Origin of the sequence: Qipengyuania sp. (assembly GCF_965277845.1) — a bacterium.
In the GTDB taxonomy this organism is placed as follows: Bacteria; Pseudomonadota; Alphaproteobacteria; order Sphingomonadales; family Sphingomonadaceae; genus Qipengyuania.
This window is the reverse complement of sequence record NZ_OZ255844.1, coordinates 817,060-833,796: the sequence shown is the minus strand read 5'-3', so window position 1 is coordinate 833,796 and position 16,737 is coordinate 817,060. Positions and strand designations below refer to the sequence as shown.

Genomic DNA, 16,737 nt, shown 5'->3' with positions numbered 1-16,737 from the left:
CGACGTTTGACTCGCGGCGCCGCAATTCCTACATGGCCTGCGACCGCACGCTTCGAGCGAGTCCGATTCATGCGCGGGGATCGGGCACAGGATGGAAGCGGCGTTTCCATATTCGCGACGCTTGAGAAGCTGCAGCAGGCACGCCGGGACCGGTGTGCGTCACGCTGCGGCCTTTTCGCGTCCCGGCTATGATCTCACGCGCATGAGACACGAATTCCGAGGGGTTGTCCGCCCAAAGACGTGGACGATCTCCGGCGCACACGAGAAGAGGTAACTACCCCTTATGGCTACCAAGGCGAAGGCTCCGAAGAAGACCCGGGGCACGAACGCGCAGGGCACGGCGAAGCGTCGTATCCGCAAGATCTTCGGCGACATCCACGAAGTCGTCGACATGCCGAACCTGATCGAGGTCCAGCGCGAGAGCTACGAACAGTTCCTGCGCTCGAACAAGGAGATCGACTACGTCTCCGGCCTCGAAAAGACGCTGCGTTCGGTATTCCCGATCCGCGACTTCGCCGGCACCGCCGAACTCGACTTCGTCCATTACGAGCTCGAAGCGCCGAAATACGACATCGTCGAATGCCGTCAGCGCGGCATCACCTACGCCGCTCCGATGAAGGTGACGCTGCGCCTGATCGTCTTCGAGGTCGATCAGGAAACCGAGACCCGCTCGGTCCTCGATATCAAGGAGCAGGACGTCTACATGGGCGACATGCCGCTCATGACCTCGAACGGCACCTTCGTCATCAACGGCACCGAGCGCGTGATCGTCTCGCAGATGCACCGTTCGCCGGGTGTGCTGTTCGACCACGATCGCGGCAAGACACACAGCTCGGGCAAGCTCCTCTTCGCTGCCCGTATCATCCCCTATCGCGGTAGCTGGCTCGACTTCGAGTTCGACGCCAAGGATATCGTCAACGTGCGTATCGACCGCAAGCGCAAGCTGCCGGTCACCGCGCTGCTGTTCGCGCTCGGCCTCGACAGCGAAGACATCCTCGACCATTTCTACGACACCGTCACCTGGAAGCGTTCGACCGGCAAGAAGGGCGAAGGCTGGACCATTCCCTTCGTCGCCGAGAACTGGCGCGGCCAGAAGCCGGCCTTCGCTCTGGTCGATGCCAAGACGGGCGAGGAAGTCTTCCCTGCCGGCCAGAAGATCAGCCCGCGCGCAGCCAACAAGGCGGCCAAGGACGGTCTCGAGACGCTGCTGCTGCCGACCGAGGAAATCTTCGGTCGCTATGCTTCGCGCGACATGATCGACGAGAAGACCGGCCGCATCTACATCGAAGCGGGCGACGAGGTCTCGGCCGAGAACCTCGAAGTGCTCGATGCCGCCGGCATCGACGCGATGGAGCTGCTCGACATCGACCACGTCACCACCGGTCCGTGGATCCGCAACACGCTCAAGGTCGACAAGGCCGAGAACCGCGACGAGGGCCTCGAGGCGATCTACAAGGTCATGCGCCCGGGCGAACCGCCGACCAAGGAAACCGCCGAAGCCCTGTTCGAAGGCCTTTTCTTCGATGGCGAGCGGTATGACCTGTCGGCCGTCGGCCGCGTCAAGCTCAACATGCGTCTCGAACTCGACGCCGAGGACACCGTCACCACGCTGCGCAAGGAAGACATCCTCGCCGTGGTCAAGGAACTGGTCGACCTCAAGGACGGCAAGGGCGACGTCGACGACATCGACAATCTCGGCAACCGCCGCGTGCGTTCGGTCGGCGAACTGCTGGAAAACCAGTACCGCGTCGGGCTGCTGCGCATGGAGCGCGCGGTCAAGGAGCGCATGAGCTCGGTCGACGTCTCGACCGTCATGCCCAACGACCTCATCAACGCGAAGCCCGCGGTGGCCGCAGTGCGCGAGTTCTTCGGCTCCTCGCAGCTGTCGCAGTTCATGGACCAGACCAACCCGCTGTCGGAAGTCACCCACAAGCGCCGCGTTTCGGCGCTTGGCCCGGGCGGCCTGACGCGCGAGCGCGCCGGCTTCCAAGTGCGCGACGTCCACCCGACGCACTACGGCCGCATCTGCCCGATCGAGACGCCCGAAGGCCCGAATATCGGCCTCATCAACTCGCTTTCGACCTTCGCGCGCGTCAACAAGTACGGTTTCATCGAAACGCCGTATCGCAAGGTCGTCGACAACAAGGTTACGAGCGAAGTCGTCTACCTGTCGGCGATGGAGGAGCAGAAGCACACGGTGGCGCAGGCTTCGGCCGATCTCACCGAAGACGGCTCGTTCGTCGAAGAGCTGGTTTCGGCTCGTCACGACGGCGACAACCTGATGGCGCCGCGCGACACCATCACGCTGATGGACGTCAGCCCCAAGCAGCTCGTCTCGGTCGCCGCATCGCTGATTCCGTTCCTGGAAAACGATGACGCCAACCGCGCGCTGATGGGTTCGAACATGCAGCGCCAGGCCGTGCCGCTGGTCAAGGCGGAAGCGCCCTGGGTCGGCACCGGTATGGAGGAAACCGTCGCCCGCGATTCGGGCGCAGCCATCGCGGCGACCCGCGGCGGCATCGTCGACCAGGTCGACGCGACGCGTATCGTGATCCGTGCGATCGGCGATGTCGAACCCGGTCAGTCGGGCGTCGACATCTACACGCTGCAGAAGTTCCAGCGTTCGAACCAGAACACCTGCATCAACCAGCGTCCGCTGGTGAAGGTGGGCGAGACGGTCGAGCCGGGCGACATCATCGCCGACGGTCCTTCGACCGACCTCGGCGAACTGGCATTGGGCCGCAACAGCCTGGTCGCCTTCATGCCCTGGAACGGCTACAACTACGAGGATAGTATCCTCATCTCCGAGCGCATCGTGAAGGACGACGTCTTCACCTCGATCCACATCGAGGAATTCGAAGTCATGGCGCGCGACACCAAGCTCGGGCCCGAGGACATCACCCGCGACATCCCCAATGTCGGCGAGGAGGCCCTGCGCAACCTCGACGAAGCGGGCATCGTCTATATCGGCGCCGAGGTGCACCCGGGCGATATCCTGTGCGGCAAGATCACGCCGAAGGGCGAAAGCCCGATGACGCCGGAAGAAAAGCTCCTGCGCGCCATCTTCGGCGAAAAGGCCAGCGACGTGCGCGACACCTCGCTCCGCCTGCCGCCGGGCGTGGCTGGCACGGTCGTCGAAGTCCGCGTCTTCAACCGCCACGGTATCGAGATCGACGACCGTACGCGTGCGATCCAGAACGAGGAAATCGAACGCCTCCGCAAGGACTCGAACGACGAACGCGCCATCCTCAACCGCGCGACCTACAACCGCCTGCGCGACATGCTGGTCGGCCAGACGGCTTCGGCAGCGCCCAAGGGCGTCAAGAAGGGCACCGAGATCACCGAAGAGGTGCTCGAGGGTGTCGACAAGCACGAGTGGTTCAAATTCGCCGTGGCCGACGACGGTCGCCAGGCGCAGCTCGAAGCGGTCAAGTCGCAGTACGACGAGGCGGTCAAGTTCATCGAAGAGAAGTTCGAGGACCGCAAGGAAAAGCTCGAACGCGGTGACGAACTCGCCCCGGGCGTACTCAAGATGGTCAAGGTCTTCGTTGCGGTGAAGCGCAAGCTGCAGCCGGGCGACAAGATGGCCGGCCGCCACGGGAACAAGGGCGTCATCAGCCGCATCCTGCCGGTCGAGGACATGCCGTTCCTCGAAGACGGGACCCCGGTCGACATCGTCTTGAACCCGCTGGGCGTGCCGTCGCGCATGAACGTCGGGCAGATCTTCGAAACGCACCTCGGCATGGCGGCCCGCAATCTGGGCCATCAGATTGGCGAGCAGCTCGAAGAGTGGAAGCGTGCCAATCCGAACGCGGCGGAAGACTATGCCAAAGCCAAGCCACCCGAGGCCGTGGTCGAGCGTCTGAAGACGGTTTACGGCGACGAGTATCACGAAGCGATCGAGAGCCGTTCGACCGCCGAAGTGGTCGAACTGGCCGGCAACCTCACCGCAGGTGTCCCGATGGGTACGCCGGTGTTCGATGGTGCACGCGAAGGCGATGTCACGGTCGAGCTCGAAAAGGCAGGCCTCCACAGCTCGGGCCAGTCGGTGCTGTTCGACGGGCGCACGGGTGAAGCCTTCGACCGCAAGGTCACCGTGGGCATCATCTACATGCTCAAGCTGCATCACCTCGTCGACGACAAGATCCACGCCCGTTCGATCGGCCCCTACAGCCTCGTCACCCAGCAGCCGCTGGGCGGTAAGGCGCAGTTCGGCGGCCAGCGCTTCGGGGAAATGGAGGTCTGGGCGCTCCAAGCCTACGGCGCCGCCTACACGCTGCAGGAAATCCTCACCGTGAAGTCGGACGACGTGATCGGCCGTACCAAGGTCTACGAAGCGATCGTCAAGGGCGACGACACCTTCGAGGCGGGCATTCCCGAGAGCTTCAACGTGCTCGTCAAGGAAATGCGCAGCCTGGGCCTGAACGTCGAGTTGAAGTCGCTCAGCGACGACGACGAGGACGACGACGGCTTCGCGATCGCGGCGGAATAAGGGGGCTTCGGCCCCCACCACCGCCCACAAGGAATTCACCCGCTAAGGGAATAAGTCATGAACGAACTGACCAAATTCACCAACCAGCTCGCGAAGCCCGAGACTTTCGACGAGATCCAAATCGGCATCGCCAGCCCCGAGCGCATTCGCTCGTGGTCCTTCGGCGAAATCAAGAAGCCGGAAACGATCAACTATCGCACGTTCAAGCCCGAGCGTGACGGCCTATTCTGCGCGCGCATCTTCGGTCCGGTGAAGGACTATGAGTGCCTCTGCGGCAAGTACAAGCGCATGAAGTACAAGGGCGTCGTCTGCGAAAAGTGCGGCGTCGAAGTGACCGTCACCAAGGTGCGCCGCGAGCGCATGGGCCACATCGAACTGGCCGCTCCGGTCGCGCACATCTGGTTCCTCAAGTCGCTGCCCAGCCGCATCGGCCTGCTGCTCGACATGCAGCTCAAGCAGCTCGAGCGCGTGCTGTATTTCGAAAGCTACATCGTCACCGAGCCCGGTCTGACGCCGCTGGAGAAGTTCCAGCTCCTCACCGAGGACGAACTGCTCGAAGCGCAGGACGAGTATGGCGAAGACGCCTTCAGTGCCGGCATCGGCGCCGAAGCGGTCAAGATCATGCTGATGGACCTCGACCTCGAGCAGGAGAAAGAGGATCTGCTGGAAGAGCTCGCGACCACAAAGTCGAAGCTCAAGCCCGCCAAGATCATCAAGCGTTTGAAGGTCGTCGAGAGCTTCATCGAATCGGGCAACCGTCCCGAGTGGATGATCCTCGAAGTCGTTCCGGTCATTCCGCCCGAACTGCGCCCGCTGGTGCCGCTGGACGGTGGCCGATTCGCGACGTCGGACCTCAACGACCTCTATCGTCGTGTGATCAACCGTAACAACCGTTTGAAGCGCCTGATGGAGCTGCGCGCGCCGGACATCATCGTCCGCAACGAAAAGCGCATGCTGCAGGAAGCCGTCGACGCACTGTTCGACAACGGCCGTCGCGGTCGCGTCATCACCGGTGCGAACAAGCGTCCGCTCAAGTCGCTCAGCGATATGCTCAAGGGCAAGCAGGGCCGCTTCCGTCAGAACCTGCTTGGTAAGCGCGTCGACTATTCGGGTCGTTCGGTCATCGTGACCGGCCCGGAACTCAAGCTGCACCAGTGCGGCCTGCCCAAGAAGATGGCGCTCGAGCTGTTCAAGCCGTTCATCTACGCCCGCCTCGATGCCAAGGGTCTTTCGATGACCCTCAAGCAGGCAAAGAAGTGGGTCGAGAAGGAACGCAAGGAAGTTTGGGACATCCTCGACGAGGTGATCCGCGAGCACCCGGTTCTGCTGAACCGCGCGCCGACGCTTCACCGTCTCGGCATCCAGGCGTTCGAACCCGTGCTGATCGAGGGTAAGGCGATCCAGCTTCACCCGCTGGTCTGCTCGGCCTTCAACGCCGACTTCGACGGCGACCAGATGGCTGTGCACGTTCCGCTGTCGCTGGAAGCGCAGCTCGAAGCGCGTGTCCTGATGATGTCGACCAACAACATCCTCTCGCCCGCCAACGGCAAGCCGATCATCGTGCCTTCGCAGGACATGGTGCTAGGTCTCTACTACCTGTCGATGGAACGGCAGGAGAAGAAGCCCGAGTTCGCCGAGGATGCCGACGGCAACAAGGTCGAAAAGCTGCCGATGTTCTCGGACATGGCCGAGGTCCACCAGGCGCTCGAAACCAAACAGGTCTCGCTGCACACCAAGATCCTCGCCCGGGTCCCGCAGGCGGATGAGGACGGCAAGATCGAAATGAAGCGTTTCGAGACGACTGCCGGCCGCATGCTGATCGGCGAATGCCTGCCGAAGAACCACAAGGTTCCCTTCGACATCGTCAATCGCCTGCTGACCAAGAAGGACATCGCCGACGTCATCGACGAGGTCTATCGCCACACCGGCCAGAAAGACACGGTGCTGTTCGCCGACGCGATCATGTCGCTCGGCTTCCGTCACGCGTTCAAGGCCGGCATCTCCTTCGGCAAGGACGACATGATCATCCCCGAGGAGAAGGTGGAGCTGGTCGAGACGACCAAGAACATGGTCGCCGATTACGAGCAGCAGTATCAGGACGGCCTGATCACCCAGCAGGAAAAGTACAACAAGGTGATCGACGCCTGGAGCCGCTGCGGCGACCAGGTGGCCGATGCCATGATGGAGAAGATCAAGGCCCGCCCGATCGACAAGGACGGCCTTCAGGCCGAGATCAACTCGATCTACATGATGAGCCATTCGGGCGCGCGTGGTAGCCCGGCGCAGATGAAGCAGCTCGCCGGTATGCGTGGCCTGATGGCCAAGCCGTCGGGCGAGATCATCGAGAACCCGATTATCTCGAACTTCAAGGAAGGCCTCAACGTCCTCGAATACTTCAACTCGACCCACGGCGCCCGCAAGGGTCTCGCGGATACGGCGTTGAAGACGGCGAACTCGGGTTACCTGACCCGCCGCCTCGTCGACGTGTCGCAGGACTGCACCATCGTGGTCGAAGACTGCAAGACCGAGAATTCGCTCGACATGCGCGCTATCGTGCAGGGCGGCTCGGTCATCGCATCGCTGGGCGAACGTATCCTGGGCCGCACCGTAGCCGAGGACATCGTCAATGCAGCGACCGGCGAGGTCATCGCGAAGGCCGGTACGCTGCTCGACGAGCCGATGATCAAGATCATCGAGGAAGCGGAAGTGCAGGTCGCCAAGATCCGCAGCCCGCTGGTCTGCGAAGCGCAGCAGGGCGTTTGCGCCACCTGCTATGGCCGCGACCTCGCGCGTGGTACGCCGGTCAACATCGGCGAGGCCGTCGGCGTCATCGCGGCACAGTCGCTCGGTGAACCCGGCACCCAGCTGACCATGCGTACCTTCCACATCGGCGGTGCCGCACAGCTCAACGAGACCTCGCATCTCGAAGCCGTGTCGGACGGCAAGGTCGTCTATCGCGACATGCCGACCATCACCGACAAGAAGGGTCGTATCCTGTCGCTCGCCCGCAATGGCGAACTGGCAGTGATCGACGCCGAAGGCCGCGAGCGCGAAATTCACAAGGTGCCCTACGGTACCGTGCTGATGCACAAGGATGGCGCCAAGGTGAAGGAAGGCGATCGTCTGGCCGAATGGGATCCGTTCAGCCTGCCGATCATCACCGAGCAGTCGGGCGTGGTCCGTTACCAGGACCTCGTCGACGGCACGACCATGGAAGAACGCGTCGACGATGCCACCGGTATCGCCCAGCGTGTGGTTACCGAAACCAAGACCACCGGCCGCAAGAAGAACGAGGATCTGCGTCCGCGCCTGACCCTGTTCAACGATGCGGGCGACGACAGCGAGGCCGCGCGCTACATGCTGGCGCCCGGTACCGCGCTGTCGGTCGAGGACGGCCAAGAGGTCGAAGCGGGCGACATCCTTGCCCGTGCCAGCCGCGAAGCCGCCAAGACGCGCGACATCACCGGCGGTCTGCCGCGCGTGGCAGAGCTGTTCGAAGCGCGTCTTCCGAAGGACAATTCGGTCATCGCCAAGATTTCGGGCAAGATCGAATTCGTTCGCGAATACAAGGCGAAGCGCAAGATCGCGATCGTTCCCGAGGAAGGCGATGCAGTCGAGTACCTGATCCCCAAGACCAAGGTGATCGACGTGCAGGAAGGCGACTTCGTGAAGAAGGGCGATACCCTGATTTCCGGTTCGCCCAACCCGCACGACATCCTCGAAGTATTGGGCGTCGAGGCGTTGGCCGAGTATCTCGTGAACGAGATCCAGGAAGTCTACCGACTGCAGGGCGTTAAGATCAACGACAAGCACATCGAGGTGATCGTTCGCCAGATGCTGCAGAAGGTCGAGATCACCGACGGTGGCGATACGGTGCTGCTGCCGGGCGAACAGGTCGATTTGGAAGAGCTGAACGAGACCAATGCCAAGCTGGGCCGGAACAAGCAGCCGGCAGTCGGCACGCCGATCCTGCTGGGCATCACCAAGGCTTCGCTGCAGACGCGTTCGTTCATCTCGGCCGCATCCTTCCAGGAAACCACGCGCGTGCTCACCCAGGCGGCGGTCGAGGGCAAGAAGGACACGCTGGTCGGTCTGAAGGAGAACGTGATCGTCGGCCGCCTCATCCCCGCCGGCACCGGCGCGGGCATGAACCGCATGCGCATCACTGCCTCGAGCCGCGATGCCGCGCTGCGCGCCCAGTGGAAAAAGGCCCAGGAAGCGATCATCGCTGCCCAGACCGCCGAGGAAGAGCACGAGGCGGAACTCGCCCAGGGCCCCGAAGCGGCGATCGGCGACGATCCACTGGCGAGCATTGAGGGCGAAACCCACGGCACCGATGCCGACGCGGGTGACTACCTCAATGAAGATGCCAAGGACGGCGAATAAGCCTTACTGGTCAATGTAACAGTAAAAGGCCCCGTCGGAGCGATCCGGCGGGGCCTTTTTGCCTTCAAACGCCTATATCGGCATGAATACTGAGACGCCGTATGTTGCTTGACGGTAAGTGAGATGGGCTGCACGGTGTGTGGTAAGTGGCCACGTCGGTGGTGAGGCCACAACCGGGGGAATTCGTGGCCGCAGCAGAGCCCGACACCGAAGTTCGCGACGCGGGAGGTGAGTCTGCCGAGAGGCATTCGCTGGATTACATCCTGCTTACGCGCCGGTTGGCGGACGTCTCCATCGGGATGCGGTTGTCCCTACTGCCGTCGCTTGGTTCGATCGCCGCCCTGAATTACATGTTTCTTGATCACGCAAGACTCGCCGTTCTTCTGGCGTGGACGGTTGCGATAGCGGCTCTGATGGCGGTTATCGTCGTCTTGGGCCTTCGTTTCGACCAAGAGAATGCTTCTCTCGACGAGCTGAAACGCTACTGGCGCCGGTTCACAGTGCTGCAATGGATCGGAGCGTCGATCTGGGCGGTCATTTTCCCTTATCTCGCATCGGTAGCATCCGGTTTCGATGCTGTTGCCCTCGCGGTCATCGCATTCTCCGTACTCGGCGGCGTGCTGCTGATTCACCGGACAGCTCCCGAAGCGGCAGTCTTCCATATCGCCGCTATGACCGTGTCGATCGCCGCCGCGACGTGGATCCAGACCGACGGCACCGGTTGGGCCGCATTCATCCTGCTGGCGTTTTTCGTTGTTGCCTTTCTGGGGGCCACCCGCGAGCAGGAGAGACAGATCGTCGCGGCGGCGGAGGCGGAATTCAATCTCCGTGAGGCGTCGAGCACGGTGCGAATGCTGCTCAACGATTATGAGGAACATTCGTCCGACTGGCTGTGGACGGTTGGCCCGCGTGGCCATCTGCGTGAAGTCTCCGCCCGCTTTGCTGCGGCTGCCGGGGCCGCAAGGGAAGACCTCGAGGGCCGATCCCTCATCGATCTGTTCGCGCCCGGCGACGATCGCGACCAGCTGGAGGTGCATTTGGCCGAGCACAGCCAGTTCCGCGACCTCATTCTCAAGCTCAACGTCGAGGGCGAGCTGCGCTACTGGAAACTCTCGGCGCGACCGCGCGGAAATGGATGGTTGGGCGGCGTCGCACGCGATGTGACCGGTGACCGGCTGATCGAGGAACGCGTCGCCTTCATGGCGCATTATGACAACCTCACCGGCCTCGCCAATCGTTACCTGTTCAACGAACGGCTGCGTGCCGCCCTGTCGCATAGCTCCCGTGCGCGCAGCGCCGTGCTGTTCTATATCGATCTCGACGACTTCAAGGGGGTCAACGACACGCGCGGCCATCTCGTGGGCGACCGCCTCTTGCGCGAAGTCGGCACGCGTCTCGAACGCGAAGTGCGCGGACACGATCTGGTCGCTCGGCTCGGCGGCGACGAATTCGCGGTCCTGCTCGAGACGCGGTCGGGCGCAGGCATGCTGATCGAACGCGCCCATCGTTTCCTCGCCGCGATCCGCGAACCGTTCGAAATCGACGGCCAGGTCTATCGTATTTCGGGAAGCATCGGCATCGCCCGCTGCGCCGATGACAAGTGCGAGGCGGAAGAGTTGATGCGCCGCGCGGATATCGCCTTGTTTGCCGCGAAAGACAAAGGGCGCGACACCCTGGCCATCTACGACGAAGCCCTCGACCGGGTAGCACGCGAGCGCCGCGAAATCGAGAGCGACCTGCGCGAAGTGATCGCGCGCGGCCAACTCAACCTTCATTATCAGCCCGTTATCGATCTCGATTCGGGCAGGGTTGCGGGATACGAGGCCTTGCTGCGCTGGTATCACCCGCAGCGCGGCATCGTGACGCCGACCGACTTTCTCTATGTGGCGGAAGAAACCGGCATGATCGTGCCGATCGGCGAGTGGTCGATTCGCCAGGCGCTAGCCGAGACCGCGCAGTGGGATGGCGATTTTCGCATCGCGATCAACCTGTCGCCGACCCAGGTGCGCAGCCCGCATCTGGCCGATGTGGTCGCCCAGGCCATCCATGCGCAGGGCATGGATCCTGCGCGGGTCGAATTCGAGATTACCGAACATGTACTCATGCAGGAAAGCGGTATCTGCGCCGCGAATCTGGAGAAGCTGCGGGAACTCGGATCGAAGATCGCGCTCGACGATTTCGGGATCGGCTACTCCTCGCTCAGCTATCTGCGCCGCTTCCCCTTCGACCGAATCAAGATCGACCGGGCCTTCGTGGAAGGGATTGAAGCGTCGGCCGATAATCGGGCGATCGTGACCAGCATCACCCGGCTCGCGAAGGCGCTGGGCATGGAGACGACTGCCGAAGGGGTGGAATCGCGAACGCAACTCGACCTGCTGCGCAAGCTGGGTTGCGATGAAGCGCAAGGCTATCTGATCTGCGAGCCTGTGCCCGGAGACAGTTTCGCTTCCGCCGATGCGGTCGAAGCGGCGATGAATAGCGAAGCGAGCGGCATCCTCGAATATCGCCAGACGCGCGAATCCGCCTTGAAACGCCGCACCAAGCGCGCCGGCTGAGACCTCTCGCCAAGTGCGCGACCCTCGGCTATCCGCGCGCACATGACCATCGTCACGCGCTTCGCACCTTCGCCCACCGGCAGGCTTCACGTCGGCAATATCCGTACCGCGCTGCACAATTGGATGCTCGCACAAAAAAGTGGCGGTCGCTTCCTGCTCCGGATCGACGATACCGATGCAGAACGCAGCCGCGAGGATTATGTCGACGCGATCCGTGCCGACCTCGCATGGCTCGGTATCGAACCGGATGGCGAGGAGCGCCAGTCGGACCGGCTGGCCAAGTACGACGCGGCTTTCGAGGGGCTGCGCGACGCAGGTCGGGTCTATCCCTGCTACGAGACGCAGCAGGAACTTGAACTCAAGCGCAAAATCCGCCTCGGCCGCGGCCTTCCGCCGATCTACGATCGCGGCGCGCTGGACCTGAGCGAGCAAGATCAGGCCGCGAAGGAAGCGAAAGGGATCGCCCCGCATTGGCGCTTCAAGCTCGATCATGACGAGCAGATCGCCTGGCAGGACGGCGTGCGCGGGCCGCAGAAATTCGATCCCGCGCAATTGTCGGACCCAGTCATCCGCCGTGCCGATGGCAGCTGGCTTTATATGTTGCCCAGCGCGGTAGACGATCTCGATATGGGCGTGACCGACGTCCTCCGCGGTGAAGATCACGTCTCCAACACAGCCGTTCAAATTCAGATATTTACCGCACTTATTGGTGCACAATACCCAGCGCAGCAAATACCGCGTTTCGCGCATGAGGCGCTGCTGGTGGGCAAGGAAGGCAAGCTGTCCAAACGCCTCGGTTCGCTCGGCTGCGATGCCTTTCGCGAGCGCGGTATCGAACCCGCGGCGATCGTCGCGCTGCTCGCGCGGCTGGGCACTTCGCTACCGGTAGAGCCGATTGCCGATCGCGCGGTGCTGCTCGACAGTTTCGACCTGTCGACCTTCGGTCGTGCGCCCGCGAAATTCGACGAAGCTGAACTCGAACGCGTCAACACGGCACTGGTGCACGAGATGGAGTTCTCCGAGGTGGCCGATCGGCTGCCCGAGGGGATCGACGAGGCGGGCTGGCACGCGATCCGGCCAAATCTCTCGCATGTTTGCGAAGCCGCCGAATGGTGGCGGCTGGTCACCGGCCCGATCGAGCAGCGCGAGTTTTCCGAGGACGATCGCGCCTATTTGGCCGAAGCCGCCAAATTGCTCGAATGGGGCGATGATCCGTGGCGCGCGCTCACGGCGAGGTTGAAGGAGGCGACCGGGCGCAAGGGCAAACCGTTGTTCCTGCCGTTGCGACAGGCGTTGACGGGCATGGACCACGGTCCGGACATGAGCGAGCTGCTACCGCTGATCGGCGAAGAGCGTGCGCTTAGCCGGCTGGAGAGTTCCGCGCAGGGATAGGGAGGACAATTGATGACAGTAACGCTCGCTTCGGACCTGCATTTGCCATGCGGAGCCGTGCTCCCCAACCGGCTTGCGAAAGCCGCGATGACCGAAGGGCTGGCCACCCCGGACGGCAGGCCCACTCCGGCGCTCGAACGGCTCTACGGCATCTGGTCAGATGGCGGCGCCGGACTGCTGCTGTCGGGCAACATCATCATCGACAAGGACCATCTCGAGCGACCCGGCAACGTCGTCATCGAGTCCGAGCCCGATGCCGATATGAAGGCGCGCCTCGCCCGGTGGGCCAAAGCCGCCACGCGTAATGGCAACCATTTCTGGGCACAGATCAGCCATGGCGGGCGGCAGACCCAGAAACTCGTCAATCCGCACCCGAAATCGTCCTCGGACGTGCAGCTCGCTCTTCCAGGTGGGCAGTTCGCCAAGCCGACGCCTCTGACGAAGGACGAGATCGCCGCCCTCGTGAAGCGCTGGGCTGTGGCTGCGAAGGCTTGCATGGATGCTGGCTTCACTGGCGTGCAGGTGCATGGCGCGCATGGCTATCTGTTGTCGCAATTCCTCTCGCCGCGGGTGAACCTTCGCACCGACGAATACGGCGGGAGCCTCGAAAATCGCGCGCGCTTTCTGCTCGAGATCGTGACGGCGGTGCGCGAAGCGGTCGGGCCGGATTTTCCGGTTTCGGTCAAACTCAACAGCGCCGACTTCCAAAAAGGGGGCTTCGACTTCGGCGACAGTCTGCAGGTGGTCCAATGGCTCGAGGCGGCCACGGTCGATTTGACCGAGATTTCCGGCGGCACCTATGAACAGCCCAAGCTGATGGGCGTCGAGGGTGTGGAAGCGGAGGAGCCCCAGAATGTCGCCCCTTCGACTGCCGCTCGCGAAGCCTATTTCGTCGATTTCGCCCGGGCGATGCAGGCGGAGGTTTCGGTGCCGCTGATGGTTACCGGCGGCTTCCGCACTCGCGCCGCGATGGAGCAGGCGCTGCAAAGCGGCGCGGCGGACGTCATCGGTCTGGGGCGCCCGCTTTGCGTCGACACCGACGCGCCGAGGGCGTTGCTGGACGGCAAGCAGGAGCTGGCTCGCTACGAAGACGATCTCGACCGGCTCCCTTCCTGGCTAGGCTTCCTGAGACGCTTTCAGATAGTAAAGGCGGTCAGCGGTTTCGCCGGGATTTACTGGTTCTATCAGCAGATCTGGCTACTCGGCCACGAAGGGCGGACCGACCGCGGCTTTCCTGTCTTCAAGGCTTTCCGCCTCGTCGATGCACGCAACAAGCGCATCATGAAGGAACGCCGCGCGCTCTAACTGCGGTGCTTTTTCAGCTCGTCGCCGCTCACGGTGACGACGTGGAGCAGGTTGGTCGAGCCGGGAGTGCCGAAAGGAACGCCCGCAAGCGCGATCATCTTGCTGCCCGCCTGACCGAAACCGTGGCGCAGGGCCATGCGCTTGCCTTTGGCGATCATTTCCTCGAAGCTGCCGATGTCCTTGGTCGCAACTGCATGCGCGCCCCATAACAGCCCCAGGCGGCGGGCGGTTTTCATGCTCGGGGTAAGCACCAGCATCGGCACGCTCGGCCGCTCTCGCGCCACGCGGCGCGCAGTCGAACCCGATCCGGTAAAGACCGTGATCGCACTGACCGGAACGGTATCGGCCACTGTCATGCAGGCATGGGCCAGCGCATCGGCGGTCGTCGCATCGGGCGGCGTGTCGAGCAGGCGAACGCGCTCGAGATAGGCTTCGTCGCGTTCGACCTGATGCGCGATACGGTGCATGATCGTGACAGCTTCTTCCGGCCAGTCGCCGGCCGCGGTTTCCGCCGAAAGCATCACCGCATCCGCACCGTCATAGACTGCGTTGGCCACGTCGGAGACCTCGGCGCGGGTCGGGGCGGGGCTCTCGATCATGCTTTCGAGCATCTGGGTCGCCACGATTACCGGCTTGCCCTTGAGGCGCGTCGCATTGACGATCTTTTTCTGCAGGGGCGGAACTTCCTGCGGTTCGAGTTCGACACCCAGATCGCCGCGCGCGACCATTATGCCGTCCGATGCGTCGATTATTTCGTCGAGCCGGCGGACCGCCATCGGCTTTTCGATCTTGGCACACAGCGCACCGTGGCCGCCCATCATCTTGCGCGCCTCGGCAAGATCCTCTGGACGCTGGACGAAGCTGAGGCCGATCCAGTCCACCCCCTGGCCGACGGCGAAGGCGAGGTCCTTGCGGTCCTTCTCGGTCAGCGCGGGGATCGGTACTTCGGCATCGGGCACGTTGACGCCCTTGCGGTCCGAGATCACCCCGCCAACCTCGGCCGAGCAGTGGATCTTCTCGTCGTCGGCGCTGATCACCTTGAGGCGGATTTTTCCGTCGTTGATCAGCAGGCGCTGGCCCTTTTCGAGCAGGCCGAACAGTTCGGGGTGTGGCAATTCGACGCGCGTTTCGTCACCGGGCTCGGGATTGCGGTCGAGCGTGAAGTGCCCCGAATGGCGGATCACCGCCTGCCCGTCCTTGAACTTGCCGACACGCAGCTTGGGTCCCTGCAGATCGGCGAGGATCGCGATCGGGCGCATGAACTTTCTTTCCATCGCCCGGATCGCTGCGATCGTCTGCGCGTGATCACCATGTTCACCATGGCTCATGTTGACGCGGAAAGCGTCGACACCGGCCTTGAACAGGCGGCCCAGCATTTCGGGCGAGCGGCTGGCGGGGCCGACGGTCGCGAGGATCTTGACCTTGCGGCCGCGCGGGTCGAGCTTCGGTGCGGGTTCTGCCATGGGGATTCGCCTATGGCACCGCCATGCGACAAAGCAAGGACGATGAAACGATGACTACGAATGCGGGAGACCCGCTCGACCAACTCGACGATGCCGTAGCGGCACAGGCTTTCCGGCGGCTGGTACGGCACTTGCGACACCGCCATGATGCCCAGAATATCGATCTCATGGGACTTGCCGGCTTCTGCCGCAATTGCCTGGCGGACTGGATCCGCGAGGCCGGCTTCGAGGGCGACAAGGATGCGGCGCGCGAACTCATCCACGGAATGCCGATGGAGGAATGGAAAACGACCCGCCAGAGCCCAGCGACCGAGGAGCAGATCGCGGCGATGGAAGCCAGCCTTACGCGCAACAAGGCGGATTTGCGTTAGCGGAAATTATCGACAAGGGCGGTTTCGCGCGGGAGCGGGCGGCGCTATCGCACGTGCCTCTCGCCCGAGGGCGATTCTCACATCACCGGAGTTAAGACGAAATGGCCGAAGCCACCGACGACCGCCTGCGCCTCCTGATCGAGCGCATCGAACGCCTCGAGGAAGAAAAGAAGGGCATCGCCGACGATATCCGCGACGTTTACGCCGAGGCAAAGGCGGTTGGCTACGACACCAAGATCATGCGTCAGATCATCAGGCTTCGGAAGATGAAGCCCGACGAGCGTAGCGAGCAGGAAACCATCCTCGACACCTACAAGGCCGCGCTGGGGATGGGGTGAGGCCAGCGCCGACTCTGCTCCAGGCTTGATTTCGGCCGGGCGTGATCTATCTACCTAACACACCTTGTCGTGAGGAGATCGAGACAATGCCCAGCCCCTGGAAAGACGCCCGCGGGATCATCGTGACGACCACGCCGACCATCGAAGGCCGGCCGATCCAGGATTATCTCGGTATCGTCACCGGCGAAGTGATCGTAGGGGCGAACCTGTTCCGCGATCTCTTCGCCAATATCCGCGATATCGTCGGCGGGCGCTCGGGCAGCTACGAGCGTGTCCTCGCCGAAGCGCGCGAGCAGGCGATCCAGGAACTGCAGGCCGAATGCGGCGCGCGAGGCGGCAATGCCGTGGTCGGCGTGGATCTCGATTACGAGGTGATCGGCGAAACCGGCTCGATGCTCATGGTTTCGGCCAGCGGCACGGCCGTAAAGGTCTGAG

Annotated in this window: 9 protein-coding genes; 8 read left to right on the top strand and 1 reads right to left on the bottom strand. The window is 63.0% G+C overall.

All coding sequences use genetic code 11. The features are described from left to right. The first annotated feature begins 283 nt into the window (after positions 1-283). The 5 genes from rpoB to ACQY4G_RS04030 all read left to right on the top strand — a co-directional run bounded on the left by rpoB (position 284) and on the right by ACQY4G_RS04030 (position 14,130). The gene (gene rpoB, locus ACQY4G_RS04050) at positions 284-4,492 is read left to right on the top strand and encodes a DNA-directed RNA polymerase subunit beta (protein ID WP_428483093.1); all 4,209 of its coding nucleotides are present in this window, start codon (positions 284-286) and stop codon (positions 4,490-4,492) included. A gap of 57 nt (positions 4,493-4,549) precedes the next feature. Further along, complete coding sequence (rpoC, locus tag ACQY4G_RS04045) at positions 4,550-8,878, top strand: DNA-directed RNA polymerase subunit beta' (RefSeq protein WP_428483092.1); 4,329 nt, start codon at positions 4,550-4,552, stop codon at positions 8,876-8,878. A gap of 413 nt (positions 8,879-9,291) precedes the next feature. Continuing rightward, positions 9,292-11,433, top strand: coding sequence for a putative bifunctional diguanylate cyclase/phosphodiesterase (locus ACQY4G_RS04040; RefSeq protein WP_421993188.1), 2,142 nt, complete (start codon positions 9,292-9,294; stop codon positions 11,431-11,433). A gap of 42 nt (positions 11,434-11,475) precedes the next feature. Beyond that, positions 11,476-12,825 carry a glutamate--tRNA ligase gene (gene gltX / locus ACQY4G_RS04035; RefSeq protein WP_421993186.1) on the top strand — a complete coding sequence of 450 codons (1,350 nt, stop codon included), beginning with the start codon at positions 11,476-11,478 and terminating at the stop codon, positions 12,823-12,825. Between the two features lie 12 nt (positions 12,826-12,837). Continuing rightward, on the top strand, positions 12,838-14,130 hold the full coding sequence (locus ACQY4G_RS04030; protein ID WP_421993184.1) for an NADH:flavin oxidoreductase/NADH oxidase family protein: 1,293 nt from the start codon (positions 12,838-12,840) through the stop codon (positions 14,128-14,130). Here ACQY4G_RS04030 and pyk read toward each other — a convergent pair. After that, the gene (gene pyk, locus ACQY4G_RS04025) at positions 14,127-15,593 is read right to left on the bottom strand and encodes a pyruvate kinase (RefSeq protein ID WP_067696034.1); all 1,467 of its coding nucleotides are present in this window, start codon (positions 15,591-15,593) and stop codon (positions 14,127-14,129) included. The genes ACQY4G_RS04030 and pyk overlap by 4 nt on opposite strands. A 50-nt stretch (positions 15,594-15,643) precedes the next feature. On the opposite strand from pyk, the gene ACQY4G_RS04020 reads away from it, so the two are divergent. The 3 genes from ACQY4G_RS04020 to ACQY4G_RS04010 all read left to right on the top strand — a co-directional run bounded on the left by ACQY4G_RS04020 (position 15,644) and on the right by ACQY4G_RS04010 (position 16,736). Next, on the top strand, positions 15,644-15,964 hold the full coding sequence (locus ACQY4G_RS04020) for a DUF1244 domain-containing protein (protein ID WP_067696240.1): 321 nt from the start codon (positions 15,644-15,646) through the stop codon (positions 15,962-15,964). Positions 15,965-16,065: 101 nt separating this feature from the next. Beyond that, on the top strand, positions 16,066-16,302 hold the full coding sequence (locus tag ACQY4G_RS04015; protein ID WP_221427552.1) for a DUF2312 domain-containing protein: 237 nt from the start codon (positions 16,066-16,068) through the stop codon (positions 16,300-16,302). 86 nt (positions 16,303-16,388) lie between these two features. Then, a complete protein-coding gene (locus ACQY4G_RS04010) occupies positions 16,389-16,736 on the top strand; it encodes a heavy metal-binding domain-containing protein (RefSeq protein WP_198147729.1) in 348 nt (115 codons plus the stop codon). The last annotated feature ends 1 nt before the right edge of the window (position 16,737 follow it).

Bases quoted from the DNA above. Each gene is read 5' to 3' on its own strand.
- ACQY4G_RS04030 (WP_421993184.1), top strand. From the start codon at position 12,838: ATGACAGTAACGCTCGCTTCGGACCTGCATTTGCCATGCGGAGCCGTG.
- gltX (WP_421993186.1), top strand. From the start codon at position 11,476: ATGACCATCGTCACGCGCTTCGCACCTTCGCCCACCGGCAGGCTTCAC.
- rpoC (WP_428483092.1), top strand. From the start codon at position 4,550: ATGAACGAACTGACCAAATTCACCAACCAGCTCGCGAAGCCCGAGACT.
- ACQY4G_RS04020 (WP_067696240.1), top strand. From the start codon at position 15,644: ATGACTACGAATGCGGGAGACCCGCTCGACCAACTCGACGATGCCGTA.
- rpoB (WP_428483093.1), top strand. From the start codon at position 284: ATGGCTACCAAGGCGAAGGCTCCGAAGAAGACCCGGGGCACGAACGCG.
- ACQY4G_RS04010 (WP_198147729.1), top strand. From the start codon at position 16,389: ATGCCCAGCCCCTGGAAAGACGCCCGCGGGATCATCGTGACGACCACG.
- pyk (WP_067696034.1), bottom strand. From the start codon at position 15,593: ATGGCAGAACCCGCACCGAAGCTCGACCCGCGCGGCCGCAAGGTCAAG.
- ACQY4G_RS04015 (WP_221427552.1), top strand. From the start codon at position 16,066: ATGGCCGAAGCCACCGACGACCGCCTGCGCCTCCTGATCGAGCGCATC.
- ACQY4G_RS04040 (WP_421993188.1), top strand. From the start codon at position 9,292: ATGGCGGTTATCGTCGTCTTGGGCCTTCGTTTCGACCAAGAGAATGCT.